Annotated in this window: 1 protein-coding gene; it reads left to right on the top strand. The window is 46.9% G+C overall.

Annotated elements, in window-relative coordinates; all coding sequences use genetic code 11:
* The first annotated feature begins 469 nt into the window (after positions 1-469).
* Positions 470-18,604 (top strand): non-ribosomal peptide synthetase, encoded by an 18,135-nt coding sequence (locus tag BM329_RS06105; protein WP_092550331.1) that lies wholly within the window; start codon positions 470-472, stop codon positions 18,602-18,604.
* The last annotated feature ends 176 nt before the right edge of the window (positions 18,605-18,780 follow it).

The raw sequence follows: 18,780 nt of genomic DNA, 5'->3' as shown, positions 1-18,780 counted from the left end.
AAAGCTAATTAAAGAACACTGCATATTAAACAAAAAATAATATAGACTTAAATCCGAATAACAATCAATATTGCAGGACAAAGAATAACTTACAGGGAAATATAAGGAACGATAATAACCATCAAAAATTAAAAACAAATAAATGATATAGAATAGCTATATCAAAAAATGAAACAGTTTACTCACTAAATTAAACAACCTTTAACTATTTTTATAAGGGAGAATGCTGTAAAGTTGCAAAGTTAATCATATTGATACAACGGAAGATAACACAAAATCATATTAATTAGTCTAAATAACATAGTGAATTATTCCCCCTGTAATTTATTACTTCACACAAAGAAAATTAAAATTACAATCTTTTTATCACTAAAATAAATTTAATTAAATTTATTAAAACCTCGTTATCTACTTGTTGTATTGTGGATTGAAAATAACTTGTGAACGGAATGCATTCGTATAATTTATTATGATAAAATCTGAATATTTATTAAATTCGAATTTATATAACCTCCATCCTACCCAAGAAGATGTGTTTTATGAACAAACACTTTATAAAGGCAGTGCCCTGCACAATATTGGCTGGTGTACCTTAATGGAAGGTGAAGTTGATATCGCGATTTTGCAACAGGCATGGGATCTTTTGTACCAGCATATCGATGTACTACGGTTGCATATGTCGATTAATTCAGATCATGAAGCCCTACAATGTATTGAGAATAAAGCGGAAGCAGGAATAATCACAATTCAAGATTTTTCAATGCAGTCAGCTACTGAAGAAAAAGTGAAACTTTGGCTACAGCAGCAAGTTGATATTCCTATCAATTTTCCGAATGAAACCCTATATCACGCTTCATTGATCACCATTAACGACGAGAAATATTATTTCTTCACTAAATTTCATCATATCATCATTGATGCATTAGGTTTATTCCGCCTGCATCAATATGTCCATCAGTTATATTCATGCCTTAAAAATGGGACTTCAACAGCTTGGTTATCCGAAATTCCTCAATATTTAGACTCTGTAACCAAAGCAAGAGAGTATTTAAACTCACCTAATTACAAAAAAGATAATAACTATTGGTATAATTTCTTAAAAGAAAATGAATCGCACCAATTAACACCTTATTATCAGAGCACCGGCTTCAGTAACAAAACGATTACATTACCGCTTTCCGTTAAAAAATCCCTATATGCTTTTTGTGAAAAAAACAAAAGTAATCTTAGCTCCGTTTTTTCGTGTCTTGTCAGTATTATGATGTCCGCACTAACAGGGCAACAAGAATTGACCTTTAACACTGTTACACACGGCAGAAAGACAAAATCAGAAAAATCCACCATCGGAATGCAGGCAAATGTGTATCCGGTGCATTGCCCTATTTCCGACACAGCCAGTGTGGCAGAACAAATTAAACACATAGAGTCATCAATAAAAAGTAGTTACCAACATTGCTCATTCCCTCAGTCTCATCTTGCCCGAATAGCCAACAATCAAGGTTTTTTTTTACCTAATATCCTTATCGCTTACGAAAAGTTTTCAGAGCCTGATACTGAATTTGCCGGTATTCATCATTACCACATACATCCGACAATCAGTAACCATCCGGTCATTTTTCGGTTAAAGGATTATGGGAATGATCAGGAATTAAAAATAACGATTAATTATTCACAGCAATATTTTAGTGATTCAGATGTAAATAACATGCTTGAGCGACTTGAGCGTTTATTTATTGCTCTTATTGATAAACCTTTCTCTTTAGTGAATGAACTCCCTATTTTATTAGAACAAGAGCGTCAGACTCTGCTGCATACTTGGAATCAAACTGACCCACTCTATTCACAAAATGAAACCTTGCAACTTGACACCTTGCAACAACAGTTTGAAGTACAGGCGGTAAGTACACCCGATAACGTAGCGTTGATATTTGAAGGTGAAACGCTGACCTACCGCCAGCTCAATGAACGGGCGAATCAGTTAGCTTGTGTTATCCGCGAACAGTGTCAGCAACAAAATGGGGCACCAATGCAAGCAGGTACGTTGATAGCCCTCTATCTTGACCGCAGTCTGGAGATGGTTATCAGTATTCTGGCGGTGCTGAAAGCCGGTGGTGCTTATGTGCCCATTTCACCGGAATACCCAACCGAACGAGTGCAGTTTATTCTGGAAGATACACAATCTCCCTGTGTAATAACGCAACAACAGTATTTAATGGCACTGAAAAGGTATACACAATCACTGGTTACCCAACCCAAATCACTCGCTGTGGATAATGGTTTATTAACGGAAAGCCAGCCAGTCGAAAACCTTGCTCAGATAAATACGTCTGCCGATCTTGCTTATGTCATCTACACATCAGGAACAACCGGGCAGCCGAAAGGCGTGTTGCAGACTCACCATAATGTTTCACGTTTATTTACGGCTACCCAAAAGCATTATCAATTTGACCAGAAGGATACCTGGGTTCTTTACCATACCTATACCTTTGATTTCAGTGTCTGGGAGCTATGGGGTGCCCTGCTTTATGGCGGGCGGCTGATTATTCCAACCGCAGAATGCACAAAAGATTTTGCCAGATTTAGCCAACTCTGTTCGCATCAGAAAGTCACTGTTCTGAACCAAACTCCGGGAGCATTTTATGCCTTTATTAATGCCTCACTGAATATAAGTGCTGAATTCCCTGATCTTCGCTATGTAATTTTCGGCGGAGATAAACTCAATCCTGTGCAATTGAAGCCTTGGTGGGACAATTATGGCGATCAGTCACCAGGCTTAATCAATATGTATGGGATAACAGAAACCACTGTCCATGTTACCTGTAAAAAATTAACAAAAGACGACACAGTAACAGCCTCCAACATTGGTCTGCCGTTAAACGATCTGCATGCCTATGTATTGAACCGTTCCGGTCATCTTGTGCCTATCGGAGCACCGGGTGAACTGTATATCGGTGGTGCCGGTCTGGCTGCGGGTTATTTAAACCGGCCTGAACTGACCGCAGAACGTTTTGTGGAAAATCCTTTCGCCACCGCAGAAGACAGAGCAAAGGGTCATGCCCGCCTGTATAAAACCGGTGATTTGGTACGCTGGTTGCCAAATGGTGAACTGGAATATCTGGGGCGCAATGACTTTCAGGTCAAGATCCGCGGTTACCGCATTGAGCTGGGAGAAATTGAAAGCGTCCTCGCTTCACATCCACAAGTAAAACAGGCCGTCGTGATTGACCATGAACATAAAGGGAACAAAGTTCTGGCAGCGTATCTGATCACAGAAGGTACAGAGAATGAGCTGTCCGATGAAATATTAATAGGGTATCTCTCCGCCTGTCTGCCGGAATATATGATACCCACCAGCTTTACCTATATTGAAACTATCCCCTTAACACTGAACGGCAAAGTGGATCATCGCGCTCTGCCAGCACCGATGTGGGGAAATCAAGACAATTACATCGCTCCCCGTAATGTATTGGAAACGCAGCTTTGTGTTATCTGGCAGGATGTTTTGGGACTGGAGCGTATCGGTATTGACGATAATTTCTTCCGGGTTGGGGGTAACTCCCTGATGGCAATTCAGCTTATCGCCGCCATTCGGCGCGTATTGGAACGAGAAGTTTCACTGGCTCAAGTATTCGAGTTAAAAACCATCGCCAGACTGGCTGTCCATATGGGACAGCAGATAGACACCGTTATTCCCCATATTGAGCTGGAACATTACCCCCTGTCATTTGCCCAAGAGCGCATGTTGTTTATCGAGCGTTTTGAACAGGGTGCCAACATGTACCATATTCCCTATTTGGTACAACTCAATAGCAGTGCCAAACTGCCGCTACTGGAAGATGCCATTAATCGAGTGATTGACCGTCACCCCGTGATGAAGACGGTATACCGCACTCACGATGATGGTCATGATTATCAACATGTGTTGACAGGCCGGATTACGTTCAGGATACAGTCCTGCAATGACATTGATGAACTGATGGAAACCGTACACACTGACCTGTTCACTCCATTTGATCTCTCAACCGAGTCAGGTTTGCGCCTGTATCATTATCAAATAACAGATCAACAAATCGCAGATCAACAAGTAGCAACTCAGCACTATGTCTTGTTCTTGTGGCATCACATCGCCTTTGATGGTTGGTCTGTTGATATTTTTATGGATGAATTGTCAGAGACTTATCAAGCTTTACAAGCAGGCCGTGACAGCCAATTACCGCCTCTGGATATCACTTATGGCGACTATTCCGCATGGCAGCGGGATTATTTACAGGGTGAAATCAGGGAGCGCCAACTGACATATTGGCAGCAAACATTGACGGGTTATGAACCTCTGGGTTTACCAACTGATCGCCCCCGACCGACCCATGTTGACTATCAGGGCCGTGACTTCAACTTTACGTTGGAGAGTACACTATCAAACCAGTTAAGGGATTTGGCAAAAGCACAGGAAACCACCCTGTATACCGTTTTGCTCAGTGGTTTTTATGTCACACTGGCAAAATTATCAGGACAAGAGGACATTGTGCTGGGTACGCCTGCGGACAACCGCCATCATGCGCAAACCCAGCCCCTGATTGGTATGTTTGTCAATTCACTGGTATTGAGAACGCAGCTTCAACAAACCACCAGCGTAGAAGCCCTGATTCGACAAATCCACTCAGCCATCATTGAAGCCAAGAGGCATCAGGATATTCCATTTGAGCAATTAGTGGATACCTTGCAGGTTGAGCGTGATACCTCTCGTCACCCTATTTTTCAGGTGATGTTTGGGTTACAGAGCTTCGGAGAATACCCGTCAGACAACCGTCTGCCATTCAGTCCGGTTCAGGCCGATACACCGCTGTACAGCCCAGCCAAGTTTGACCTGAGCCTATTTATTTCCGATAAGCAAGACAGCCTTACCGGCAGCCTCAATTACGCCGTCACTCTGTTTGATGAAACCACCATCATCCGGCTCACCGACATCTACCAACAGGTGCTGATCGCATTCGTCGCAAATCAGAAACAAACGCTTTCTGAACTTGAGCTTCTATCCGTACAGGAACGCCATACCTTGCTGCACACGTGGAACCAAACCAATACACCTTATCCACAGGATAAAACCCTGCAACAACTGTTTGAAGCTCAGGTAGAACAGACACCGAATAACGTGGCACTGGTATTTGAGGGGGAAACGCTCACTTATCATCAACTCAACGAACGGGCAAACCAACTGGCTGGGGTTATTCGTGAACATTATCAGCAACGGCTTGATGCACCCTTGCAAGCAGATACACCAATAGCCCTCTATCTTGATCGCAGTCTGGAAATGGTGGTCAGTATCCTTGCGGTGCTGAAAGCAGGCGGCGCTTATGTGCCCATTTTGCCGGCGTATCCGGCAGAGCGTGTCAATTTCATTCTGCAAGATGTCCAGACGCTATGTATCATTTCCCGAAAACGATATCTGGCGACACTGGCGGAATACACTCAAGCATTCGCTGAACAACCCACACTGATAGCGGCAGATGATCAGACAATCATCGCAAGCCAGCCTGTGGAAAATCCGGTACAGATCAACCAACCGACCGATCTGGCTTATATCATTTATACCTCTGGAACTACAGGACAGCCAAAAGGGGTCATGACAGAGCACAGAAATGTCATACATATGGCGGCTGCACAGGCCAAATTCTTTAATGCACCAAACAGAAACAAGGCATTGATGTTTGCCAATTACATCTTTGATGGTTCTGTTTTCGAATTATTCCCCAGTTTATTTAATGGACTGACGATTTACATTTGCAGTGAAAAAGAGCGCCACCTTCCTGCCATTGCAGAACTCATTCAGCAAGAAGGCATTCAAATAGCTGCATTACCGCCAGCCATACTGAAATTATTAACTGAAACTGAATTTCCCTCCTTGCAGGTATTGGTTACGGCGGGAGAAGCTCCTTCTGTGGATTTTCTTGACCACTTTAGCCGTCACAGCCAGATATTGAATTCTTATGGTCCGACAGAAGTCACCGTTTGTGCGACCGAAAAACTGTATCAACATGGGGATATTGCTACCAATATTGGTAAGGCTATTAATAACGCCCGCCTCTACGTTCTTGATAGTTACGGTAATCTATCCCCAATCGGTACACCGGGAGAGCTGTATGTCGGTGGTGCGGGATTGGCACGGGGTTATTTAAACCGGCCTGAACTGACGGCGGAACGTTTTATAGAGAATCCGTTTGCCAGCGCAGAAGACAAAACCCACGGTTACACCCGCCTGTATAAAACCGGCGATTTGGTGCGCTGGCTGCCAAACGGTGAGCTGGAATATCTGGGACGCAATGATTTTCAGGTCAAGATCCGTGGTTACCGTATTGAATTAGGCGAAATTGAAAAAGTTCTGGCTTCCCACCCGCAAATAAAACAGGCCGTGGTGATTACTCGTGAGCACAAAGGCCATGATGTACTGGCAGCCTATCTGGTCACGGACGGCGAACTGCCCGATGAAAACCTGATTAAGCAACTTTCTGCCTGTTTGCCGGAATACATGATCCCCGCAAGCTTTACCCGCATTGCCTCCATACCATTAACGCTGAACGGTAAACTGGATCGCCGTGCCCTGCCAGAACCCATGTGGAAAAACCAAAACAGTTATTCCGCCCTCCGCAATGCACTGGAAACCCAGCTTTGTGCCATCTGGCAGGATGTTCTGGGGCTGGAATCTGTCGGCATTGACGATAATTTTTTCCGGATTGGCGGCAACTCCCTGATGGCTATTAAGCTGACGACCGCGATCCGCCAAAATTTGGCAACCGATGTCACACTGGCTCAATTGTTTGAGCTGAAAACCATCGCGGGTCTGGCAGATGCTATAAACAGAGAACAACCGAGGCAACAAACCTGTACGGTCATTCCTCACCTGAATGCCGAACACTATCCGCTCTCGTTTGCCCAAGAGAGGATGTTATTTATCGAGCAGTTTGAACAAGGCAGCTCCACCTACCATATTCCTTATCTGGTTCAGTTGGATAACGATGCCTGCCTGCCCCTGCTAGAAACCGCCATTAACCAATTGGCTGAACGCCATACGGTGATAAAGATGGTGTACCTCAATCACGATGACGGACACCTACACCAGCAGCGGCTGAACAGCCGTTTAGTCATCCGGCAAACACCACCCTGTGACGATATTGACAGACTGATGGACACAGTACGTGCTGAAATCGCCATCCCATTTGATCTGACCACTGAACCCAGCCTGCGCCTGCGTCATTATCAGATCAACAATAAACAACAGACCCGCGATAAGCATTACCTGTTAATGATGTGGCACCATATCGCCTTTGATGGCTGGTCAGCCAATATCTTTATGGATGAACTGGCAGAGCTTTACCATGCCTTGTCAGAAGACCGTGACAGCCAACTGCCGCCTCTGGATATCTCCTATGGCGATTATGCTGTATGGCAGCGGGATTATTTACAGGGTGATACCGGTGAATGTCAGCTTGCCTATTGGCAACAAATTCTGGCGGGTTATGAGCCACTGGCTCTGCCGACTGACCGGCTCCGTCCCGCCCATGTCGATTATCAAGGCCGGGACTTCAATTTTACACTGGAGAGTCGCTTATCAAACCAGTTAAGGGATCTGGCAAAAGCACAGGAAACCACCCTGTATACCGTGTTGCTCAGTGGTTTTTATGTCACGCTGGCAAAATTATCCGGTCAGGATGACATTGTGCTGGGTACGCCTGCGGACAACCGCCATCATACCCAGACTCAGCCCCTGATTGGTATGTTTGTCAATTCTCTGGTATTGAGAGCACAGCTCCAGCAAACCAACAGTGTGGAAACACTGATCGGACAGATTCATCAGTTGGTTACGGAATCCAAAGCCCATCAGGACATGCCGTTTGAGCAACTGGTTGAAGCGCTGGGAACAGAACGTGATACTTCCCGCCATCCGATTTTTCAGGTGATGTTCACCTTACAGAATTTTGATGAAAGTCAGCCAAACAGGCTCAGGTTACCGTTCAGTCCGGTTGCGATGGACGAAACCTTATACAGTGCGGCCAAATTTGATCTGAACCTGATTCTGTCCGACGGGCAGGCCAACATCAGCGGATACCTGAATTATGCCATCAGTCTGTTTGACGAAGCCTCCATCATAAGACTGGCTGATATTTACCAACGGGTGCTTACCGCTTTCGTGACAGACCAGAAACAAGCGCTTTCTGAACTTGATATCCTCTCCGCACAAGAACACCATACCCTGCTGCACACATGGAACCCGGCTGACTTTGCCCCCTATTCCCAAGACCAGACTTTGCAACAACGGTTTGAAGCCCAAGTTACGGCTACACCGGATAACGTGGCGCTGGTGTTTGAAGGAGAAGCATTAACCTACCGCGAGCTTAACGAACGGGCAAATAAACTGGCTTCAGTGCTTCGTGAAAACTATCAGCAACAGCACCATAAACCAATGCCAGTCAATACACTTATTGCCTTGTATCTCGACCGCAGTCTGGAGATGGTCATCAGTATTCTGGCCGTGCTGAAAGCTGGCGGCGCTTATGTACCCATTTCGCCGGAATACCCACCAGAACGTGTCGATTTTATTCTGCAAGATAGCCAGACTCCGTGCATACTGACCCAGCAACGCTATCTGGCCGCACTGGCAGAATACACCCGGCCACTGTCTGATCGCCCCATCCTGATCGCAGCTGATGACCAGAGCGTGACCACCCGCTACTCAGGAGAGAATCCTGTACCGATGAGCCGTGCGGATGATCTGGTGTACGTCATCTACACCTCAGGCACGACCGGAAAACCTAAAGGCGTATTGCAGACCCACCATAATGTGGTGCGTTTATTTACTGCCACTCAAGAGCAATATCAATTTAACCACCATGATACTTGGGTGCTGTACCATGCCTACACCTTTGATTTCAGCGTATGGGAGTTGTGGGGGGCATTACTCTATGGTGGATGCCTGGTCATTCCTACCATTGAGTGCACAAAAGATTTCGTTCAGTTCAGCCGGCTCTGCTCAGACCAGAAAGTGACTGTCCTGAACCAAACCCCGGGGGCATTTTATGCCTTTGTTGATACCTCATTGAATACTAATGCAGCCTATCCCTATCTTCGGCTGGTGATTTTTGGCGGCGATAAGCTGAATCAGGTTCAGTTGCATCCGTGGTGGGCGAAGTATGGGGATCACACTCCCGTTTTGGTCAACATGTATGGGATCACCGAAACCACGGTTCATGTTACCTATAAAAAATTAACAAAAGACGATACATCAACAGCCTCCAATATTGGTCGGTCGCTAAGCGACATCTCAGCCTATGTGTTGGACAGTTTCGGTCATCTTGCCCCGATTGGTGCCCCCGGAGAGCTGTATGTCGGTGGTGCCGGACTGGCACGGGGTTATTTAAACCGGCCTGAACTGACGGCGGAACGTTTTATAGAGAATCCGTTTGCCAGCACAGAAGACAAAACCCACGGTTACACCCGTCTGTATAAAACAGGCGATTTGGTACGCTGGTTACCGAACGGTGAGCTGGAATATCTGGGACGCAATGACTTTCAGGTCAAGATCCGCGGCTACCGCATTGAATTGGGGGAAATTGAAAGCATCTTGGCTTCCCATCCGCAGGTGAAACAGACCGTGGTGATTGCCCGTCAGCACAAAGACCATGATGTACTGGCAGCCTATCTGGTCACAGACAGCGAACTGTCCGATGAGACGTTAATTAATTACCTTTCCGCCCGATTGCCGGAATACATGATCCCCGTCAGTTTTACCCGCATTACATCCATACCGCTGACACTGAACGGTAAACTGGATCGCAGTGCCCTGCCAGAGCCGGTATGGGAAAACCAAAACCATTATGTCGCGCCCCGCAATGCACTGGAAACCCAGCTTTGTGCCATCTGGCAGCATATCCTGGGGCTGGAGCAGATTGGCATTGACGATAACTTTTTCCGGATTGGCGGCAACTCCCTGATGGCCATTAAACTGACGGCCGCGATCCGCCAGCGTTTGGCAACAGATATCACACTGGCTCAGTTGTTTGAGCTGAAAACCATCGCGGGTCTGGCAGATGCTATAAACAGAGAACAACCGGGGCAACAAACCTGTACGGTTATTCCTCACCTGAATGCCGAACACTACCCGCTCTCGTTTGCCCAAGAGAGGATGTTATTTATCGAGCAGTTTGAACAAGGCAGCTCCACCTACCATATTCCTTATCTGGTTCAGTTGGATAACGATGCCTGCCTGCCCCTGCTAGAAACCGCCATTAACCAATTGGCTGAACGCCATACGGTGATAAAAATGGTGTACCTCAATCGTGATAATGGGCAAATCCACCAGCATAAGTTAGACAAGCGTTTGGTCATCCAGCCAATACTGTCCTGTGACGATATTGACAGGCTGATGGACACAGTGCGGGATGAAATCGCCATTCCCTTTGATCTGACCACCGAACCCAGCCTGCGTCTGTGTCATTATCAGACCTGTGATAAGCATTACCTGTTAATGTTGTGGCACCATATCGCCTTTGATGGCTGGTCAGCCGATATTTTTATGGATGAACTGGCAGCGCTTTATCATGCCCTGTCAGAAGGCCGCGACAGCCAACTGCCGCCTCTGGATATCTCCTATGGTGACTATGCCGCATGGCAGCGGGATTATTTACAGGGTGATACCGGTGAACACCAGCTTGCCTATTGGCGACAAATTCTGGCCGATTATGATCCGCTGGACTTACCCGCAGATCATCCCAGACCGGCTCAGGTGAATTATCAGGGTCGTGACTTCGGTTTTACACTGGAGAGCCGCTTATCAAACCAGTTAAGGGATTTGGCAAAAACGCAGGAAACCACCCTGTATACCGTGCTGCTCAGTGGTTTTTATGTCACGCTGGCAACATTATCCGGTCAGGATGACATTGTGCTGGGTACACCTACCGATAACCGACACCATGCCCAAACCCAGCCCCTGATCGGTATGTTCGTTAACTCAATGGCCTTAAGAACTCAGCTTCAACAAAGCGCCAGTGTGGAAACGCTGATTGAGCAGATTCATCAGTTGATTATAGAATCCAAAGCCCATCAGGATATGCCGTTTGAACAACTGGTTGAAGCACTGGATATCGAACGTGACACTTCCCGTCACCCGATTTTTCAGGTGATGTTCAGTTTACAAAATTTTGGTGATAGCCAGCCAAAAGGAGCCAATCTTCCGTTCCGTCCGGTTACGATGGGTGAAAACTTATACAGCCCGGCCAAATTTGACCTGAGCCTGTCCCTGTCCGACGGGCAAGCCAATATCAGCGGATGCCTGAATTACGCCGTCAGCCTGTTTAACGAAGCCAGCATCGTGAGACTGGCTGGCATCTATCAACAAGTACTGGCCGCCTTCGTGGCAAACCAGAAACAACCGCTGTCCGGGCTTGATATCCTGTCTGCACAGGAGCGCTGTCTGCTAGAGAGCTGGAACCAGACGGATGCCCCCTATCCGCAGGACAAGACCCTGCAACAACTGTTTGAAGCGCAGGCCGCCCAACGCCCCGAGGCCATCGCCGTCATATTTGAAGAGCAACGGATAAGCTATGGTGAACTCAACCGGCGTGCCAACCGTCTGGCTCATCACCTGATGGCACTGGGGGTACGGCCGGATGATCGGGTCGCCCTTTGCCTCGAACGCAGTCCGGACATGGTGGCGGGGATACTCGCCATCCTCAAGGCGGGCGGAGCCTATGTACCGCTTGATCCGACCTATCCGGCTGAACGGCTGGCTTATATGCTTGAAGATGCTGCTCCCGTGGCTTTACTGACCCAGACAGCACAGGCTGGAAAACTGACCCGCACCATGCCCCGCACCATCCCGACAATATTGCTCGATAATCAGGCGCTGTTCCTTGAAACCCTGCCGGACAATAATCCTGACACGCCGGCTCTCGGGCTGACATCCCGCCATCTGGCCTATGTGATCTACACCTCCGGTTCCACCGGACAGCCGAAAGGCGTGATGGTCGAGCACCGCAGTGTCCTGCGCCTGATTATCAATAATGGCTTTGCCGATATCGGTCCCGATGACTGCATCGCCCATTGTGCCAATATTTCATTTGATGCCGCCACGTGGGAAGTCTGGTCAGGTTTAGTTCATGGTGCCCGTCTTCTGCTGATACCGGAAAAAACCCTGTTACAACCTGCCCATTTTGGTCAGTGCCTGTCAGCAGAAAAAGTCAGCGCCCTGTTCCTGACCACGGCCCTGTTTAACCAATATGCAAGTTTAATTGCCCCGTCGCTGTCAGGCCTGCGTTATGTCCTGTTCGGGGGCGAAAAAAGTGATCACCGGGCCGCCATCCGCCTGAAAGCGGAACAGGCCCCCGCCCACCTGCTGCATGTTTACGGGCCGACAGAAACCACCACATTCGCCACGGCCTACGACATTCCAGTGATCGAAGATGAAAACGGAACACTCCCTATCGGACAGCCTATCAGCAATACCCGCATCTATATTCTGGACAAACTGGGCCGGCCCGTTCCCATCGGAGCGGCGGGTGAAATCTATATTGGGGGCGATGGCGTTGCCCGCGGTTATCTGAATCGCCCTGAACTGACGGCGGAGCGTTTCCTCACCGATCCGTTCTCCCCGGAGCCGGATGCCAGAATGTATAAAACCGGTGATCTCGCCCGCTGGTTGCCAGACGGCAATATCGAATACCTTGGCCGCAATGATTCTCAGGTCAAGCTGCGCGGTTTCCGCATTGAGCCGGGTGAAATCGAAAGTGCCCTGACTTCCCACCCACAAATCAAGCAGGCGGTAGTCACTGCATATGAAAATAACGGGCATAAAGTACTGGCGGCTTATCTGGTCACAGAGGGAACGTTGTCAGATGAAATGCTGACCGTGCACTTATCCGAACGCCTGCCTGAATATATGCTGCCAGCCAGTTTTACTCGCATTGGGTCCATTCCGCTGACCCAAAACGGTAAAGTGGATCACCGCGCTCTGCCTGAGCCGATTCTGGCGGATCGCGATAATTATGTCGCTCCCCGTAATGCGTTGGAAACTCAACTCTGCACCATTTGGAAAGAGACATTGGGTCTGCAACACATCGGCATTGAAGATAACTTTTTCCGCATTGGCGGGGATTCAATTGTCAGTATCCAGTTAGTCTCTAAACTGCGTCAGGCGGGCTTCTCTCTTCAGGTTAAATCGATTTTTGCAGCACCAACCGTGGCTCAGTTAGCTCAATTGTTAATACAAACCTCTGCTACAGAAAAAGTCGTTGCAGAGCAGGGTTTGTTAAACGGAGAATTTGGCCTGCTGCCTGTCCAACAGGACTTCTTCGACTGGAATTTATCGAGTCCACACCATTGGAATCAGGCATTTATGATCCGGTTGCCCGGCGATATCAATCACGCCACGATTGAACAGGCTTTAACTATCCTGACTGAGCGACATGATATGTTACGTGCCTGTTTTATTGGTACAAAGCATACCGACATAAAATCAATCCGTCGCCAATGTTATTTCGCAGAAATGCCGTCTTGGCTGCCTGCATTACTGCATTGTGATATCAGCAAGTTAAATAAAGCTGAACTGCATCAACAATTGACCCGATGGCAAAGCGGGTTTGATTACAACAACGGGCCATTATGGCAAGCGGGGCATCTGACCGGATACGCTGATGGCAGTGCCCGGCTGTTCTTTGCATTCCACCATCTGATTATTGATGTGGTGTCGTGGCGAATTATTGCTGAAGATATCCGCCGGTTTTTACAACACGAAACATTGTTGCAAGGCGAAACCCTTCCGGCGAAAACCAGTAGCTATCGGCAATGGGTTAATGCCGTCCATCACTATGCAGAATGCCATCAGCAAGAAACTTCCTACTGGCAGCAGGTCACCGCAGGAAACAATACCCACTCTGCATCAGGTGAAGCCAGTCATCACACGCTGAGCATCTCCACTGAGTTGACTGACGTTCTGCTGCGTGAAGCTAATGCCGGTTATCAAACCGAAATTAATGATTTACTACTCAGTGCCCTCACACTGGCATTACATGCCGTTTTCTCAAAATCCGTTAATCACATCACGCTCGAAGGTCACGGGCGGGAAACTATCGACAGCACACTCGACGTTTCCGAAACCGTTGGTTGGTTTACAACTGTATATCCTGTTCGTCTGGTCATGCAGGCGGATATCGCTGAGACCATTATTCACACCAAAGAAATGCTTCGTGCGGTGCCAAATAAAGGCATTGGTTATGGCACATTGCGTCAGGCCGGATATTTAACCGGCGATTTGCCGGCGATCAGTTTCAACTACCTCGGACAATTAGGCGGAGAAACCGGGCAAAACTGGTCACTGACCAGCGATGATTGCGGAACGGTAGTGGCAGACGATAATCATAGCCATTTGTTGCTGAATATTAATGGCCTGATTCAAGCGGGCAAACTGCAATTCAGTGTCAGTTGCCGCTTGTCAGAAGTTCAAACAAACATGTTTATCACAGCCTTTGAGCAAGCTCTTCATTCAGTCATCACAACGGGTCAGAAACAGGCTCAATCTGGGGGAGTAAAAACCCCCAGTGATTACGGTATTGAAGGGATTTCAATCAAGCTGTTACGCCATCTTCAACAGAGATACCAGATTGAAGCATTGTACCCAGCCACCAGCTTGCAACAGGGATTTATTTATCATCATTTAACTCAGCCGCAAGATGATGCCTACCGTGTGCAACTCTTGTTGGATTATCACACACAACTCGACATTTCTGTCTACCAACGGGCTTGGGTTCTGGCTTCGCTGCGTTTTCCCATCCTCAGAACAGCATTTAACTGGGAAGAAGAGGTTTTGCAAATCGCAACTAAAGGCGCAAGTATCAGTGCGGGAAATTTCGAGATCAAAGATATCAGTCAGTTATCAGAAGAAGAACGGAACAAAGCGATTGAAGAGATCCAACAGCATGACCGTACCCTGCCTTTTGATTTCAGTCAGCCTGGTTTAATTCGTTTTACCGTAATTAAACAACATGAACATCTGGTCACTGTACTGATTACAAAACACCACGCTATTATCGACGGTTGGAGTCATCCGATTCTATTGCAAACCGTGCATGAGTATTACAACGAACTCACGCAGAGGCGAGTCCCCCAGATAGTGGCAGATAATGCTTATCTGGCAACCCAGCAATACTATCTGGATCATAAAGCAGAGTCCGAAGCGTATTGGGCTGAACGCAAGGCACAATTCCACGTCATCAATGATCTCTCAGCGTTGTTAAGCCATGATGTTGATTTGGCACAGATAAAATCGATAGAAAACCCGATGGAGCAAACTATCACCCTACAGGGGGATGTTTATCAGCAGCTTAAAAAAATGTGCCGTGAGCAAGGTATTACGTTAAATGCCATGTTGCAATTTGCCTGGCACAAATTGCTGCACAGTTACACCGGGGATGAACAAACCATTGTGGGCACCACAGTATCAGGACGCGATGTGCCGGTAGAAGGTATTGAGTCCAGTGTCGGCTTGTATATCAATACCTTGCCGTTGATAGTTCAGTGGAGGGAGAAAAACAGTATTATTGACGTTCTACAGGAAATACAGAAAGATATCGCTGCGCTTAACAGCTACAGCGCCGTATCACTCACCAATTTACAATCTGACGGAGAACGTTTATTCCATTCCTTACTGGTTTTTGAAAATTATCCGGCTCCTGTCATCGGGGAAAATTCAGACAGCGGGAGCAGGGATCGTATCGAAAATAGATTAACATTCCGCAATGCTATCGAAAAAACCGATTATCCCTTATCACTGACGGCTTATGAACCCGACAACCGCCTGATCGTCACATTGAGTTATGGCGAAGCGTGGGTAACAGGTAAACAAGCCCAACGCTTGCTTGATCAGATTAAACGCATTCTGCATGTCGTCGCCTGCGATCCATACCAACTACATACATCAGTCACGTTCCTCAGTGAAGAAGAACGCCATACCTTGCTGCATACCTGGAACCAAACTGACGTCGCTTATCCGCAGGATAAAATGTTACAACAGCAATTTGAGATCCAGGCAGCCGCCGCCGCAGATAATGTCGCGTTGATATTTGAAGAAGAGATTCTGACTTATCGCCAGCTCAACGAACAGGCAAACCAGCTCGCTGCTGTGATACGCGAGAACTACTTGCAGCAGTGCCATACGCCGATGCAAGCGGACACACCAATCGCCCTCTACCTCGACCGCAGTCCGGAGATGGTGATCAGTATTCTGGCTGTGCTGAAAGCCGGCGGTGCCTATGTGCCCGTTTCCCCTGAATACCCGCCTGAGCGGGTTCAGTATATTCTGCAAGATACGGGCAGCCCGTGCATACTGACCCAGCATCAACATTTGACGACACTGGAGAAATGTATATCCACCCTGTCCCGTCAGCCGACACTGATTGCCGCAGATGATCCCATTGTCACTCAAGGCCGGTCAGTAGAAAATCTGATACCGGTGAATAAAAGTACGGATCTGGCTTACATTATTTATACTTCCGGCACGACCGGACAACCGAAAGGCGTTGAATTAACCCATCGCAACGTCATTAATCACCTCTGCTGGATGCAATCCGAATATCCATTAAGTACCTCAGATAAAGTTCTGCAACAAACGCCTTATACCTTTGATGCCTCAGTCTGGGAACTGATTGCCACTTATTGGTTCGGTGCCAGTATCGTGATGCCGTTACCGAATGTTCATAAACAGCCTGAAGTTTTATATGAACTGATACAAAAAACCGGCGTGACAGTCGTTCAATTTGTACCCTCCATGTTAGGGGCTTTTTGTCAGGCAGTACGGGATTCAGGGCAGCATTTACCCCGCTCGATCCGCTATGTGCCGTGTGGTGGAGAAACGTTGACCATGTCACATGTCAACGCTTTCAGAGCCATAAATAGCCATTCTAGCACATTAATTAACCTGTATGGCCCGACAGAAACGACCATTGATATCACTCACTTTGATGTCACTGATGAAGTGAGTGCCAATATCCCGATTGGTAAAGCACACCACAATACCCGTCTGTATGTGCTTACTCATCATGGCGAACTGTCTCCTATCGGCGCTCCCGGAGAACTGTATATCGGTGGTGCCGGACTGGCACGCGGCTATCGAAATCGCCCGGATTTGACTGAAAAACATTTTGTCAATAATCCGTTTGCTTCTGACGAAGACAAGGCATTCGGCTATACCCGTCTGTACAGAACCGGCGATCGGGTACGCTGGTTGGCGGATGGTAACCTTGAATATCTGGGACGCAATGATCTTCAGGTCAAAATCCGTGGTTACCGCATTGAATTGGGCGAAATTGAAACCGCCTTGTCTTCACATCCACAGGTGAAACAAGCGGTGGTGATTGACCGTGAACATAAAGAGAACAGTATTCTTGCGGCTTATCTGGTAACCGAGAGTACAGATGGTGGATTGTCTGATGAAAGCCTGATTAAACACCTTTCCGCCCGTTTGCCGGAATACATGATCCCCGCCAGCTTTACCCTCATTGCGTCCGTGCCACTAACATTGAACGGCAAGCTGGATCGCCGCGCCCTGCCAGAACCCACATGGGGAAACCGGGACAGTTATGTTGCGCCGCGCAATCAACTGGAAATTCAGCTATGTGCTATCTGGCAAGAAATATTGGGTATGGAACGCATTGGTATCGCGGATAATTTCTTCCGTATGGGGGGTAACTCGCTGATGGCGATTAAGCTGACCGGAGCCATGCGCAGTAAAGTAGGTATTGATATTCCTTTAAATATCCTGTTTAGCCATAAATGTATTTCTTTGTTATCCCAATGGCTGGAATCAGGCCGTTCTCAAGCCAATCTGCTTAATTTTTTAACGCCAACATCAACGGCGAGAAACAAATTATTTATGATTCATGCAGCCAATTGCGGGAGTGAAGTGTATGAACCTTTAGCAAATGCCTTATCGGATATCTATAACTGCATAGGCATCGATAATTATAATCTCTGTACAGACAATCAAATTGACTCATTGCAACAGATAGCCCAAATCTATATGAAGTTAATTCTGAGCGAAACGTCTATTGATGAACCCATCCGTATTTTAGGATGGTCACTGGGTGGGCAATTAGCGATGGAGATTGCATTCCAATTTGAACAGCTCGGTGCAAAAGACATTCAGTTATTTATATTGGATACCATCATGAATAATGATGAGATAAAAGATCTAAGAAATAACTTAGATATGTCATATGCCTATAATGAAATTACCCGCATATTGCATGAAAAGGGAGCAAGCGACACTTATATCAATAAGGTGTTAGAAATCGTACCTATTGAAGGCAAAATGGTCAATTGTGATTTAAGTGGAAAATTAACACATTCGAAAATGACTTTATTTAAAGCAGGTAAAATAAATCCGTGTCATAAAGAGGGGGTTGGGTTATTGATGAATCAATTGGTAGCGAAAATACCGGACAATAATCTTTCGCAGTGGTTACACACCCCATTGACGATCAGCGTGATTGATGATTGTTATCACGAAAATATTGTCAGTGCAGTTGCTATTATTCGTAGAGAAATCATAAAACACATAACTTAAGGATAATATACCCAATGGATTTCAAGGTGCAGCGCGACGGCAAGGGAATGAACCCCCAAGAGCATAGCTAACTATGTGACTGGGGTGAGTGAGCGCAGCCAACAAAGCTGCAACTTGAAAGACGACGGGTATAAATACAAATTAATTTGATGACAATATGAAGCCAACAGCGCTGG

The organism is Xenorhabdus koppenhoeferi (assembly GCF_900116635.1).
GTDB classification, from domain to species: domain Bacteria; phylum Pseudomonadota; class Gammaproteobacteria; order Enterobacterales; family Enterobacteriaceae; genus Xenorhabdus; species Xenorhabdus koppenhoeferi.
This window is presented reverse-complemented; position numbering and strand designations above follow the sequence as displayed.

Excerpts from the sequence above, each read along its gene's own strand:
- BM329_RS06105 (WP_092550331.1), top strand. The coding sequence starts at position 470 with ATGATAAAATCTGAATATTTATTAAATTCGAATTTATATAACCTCCAT.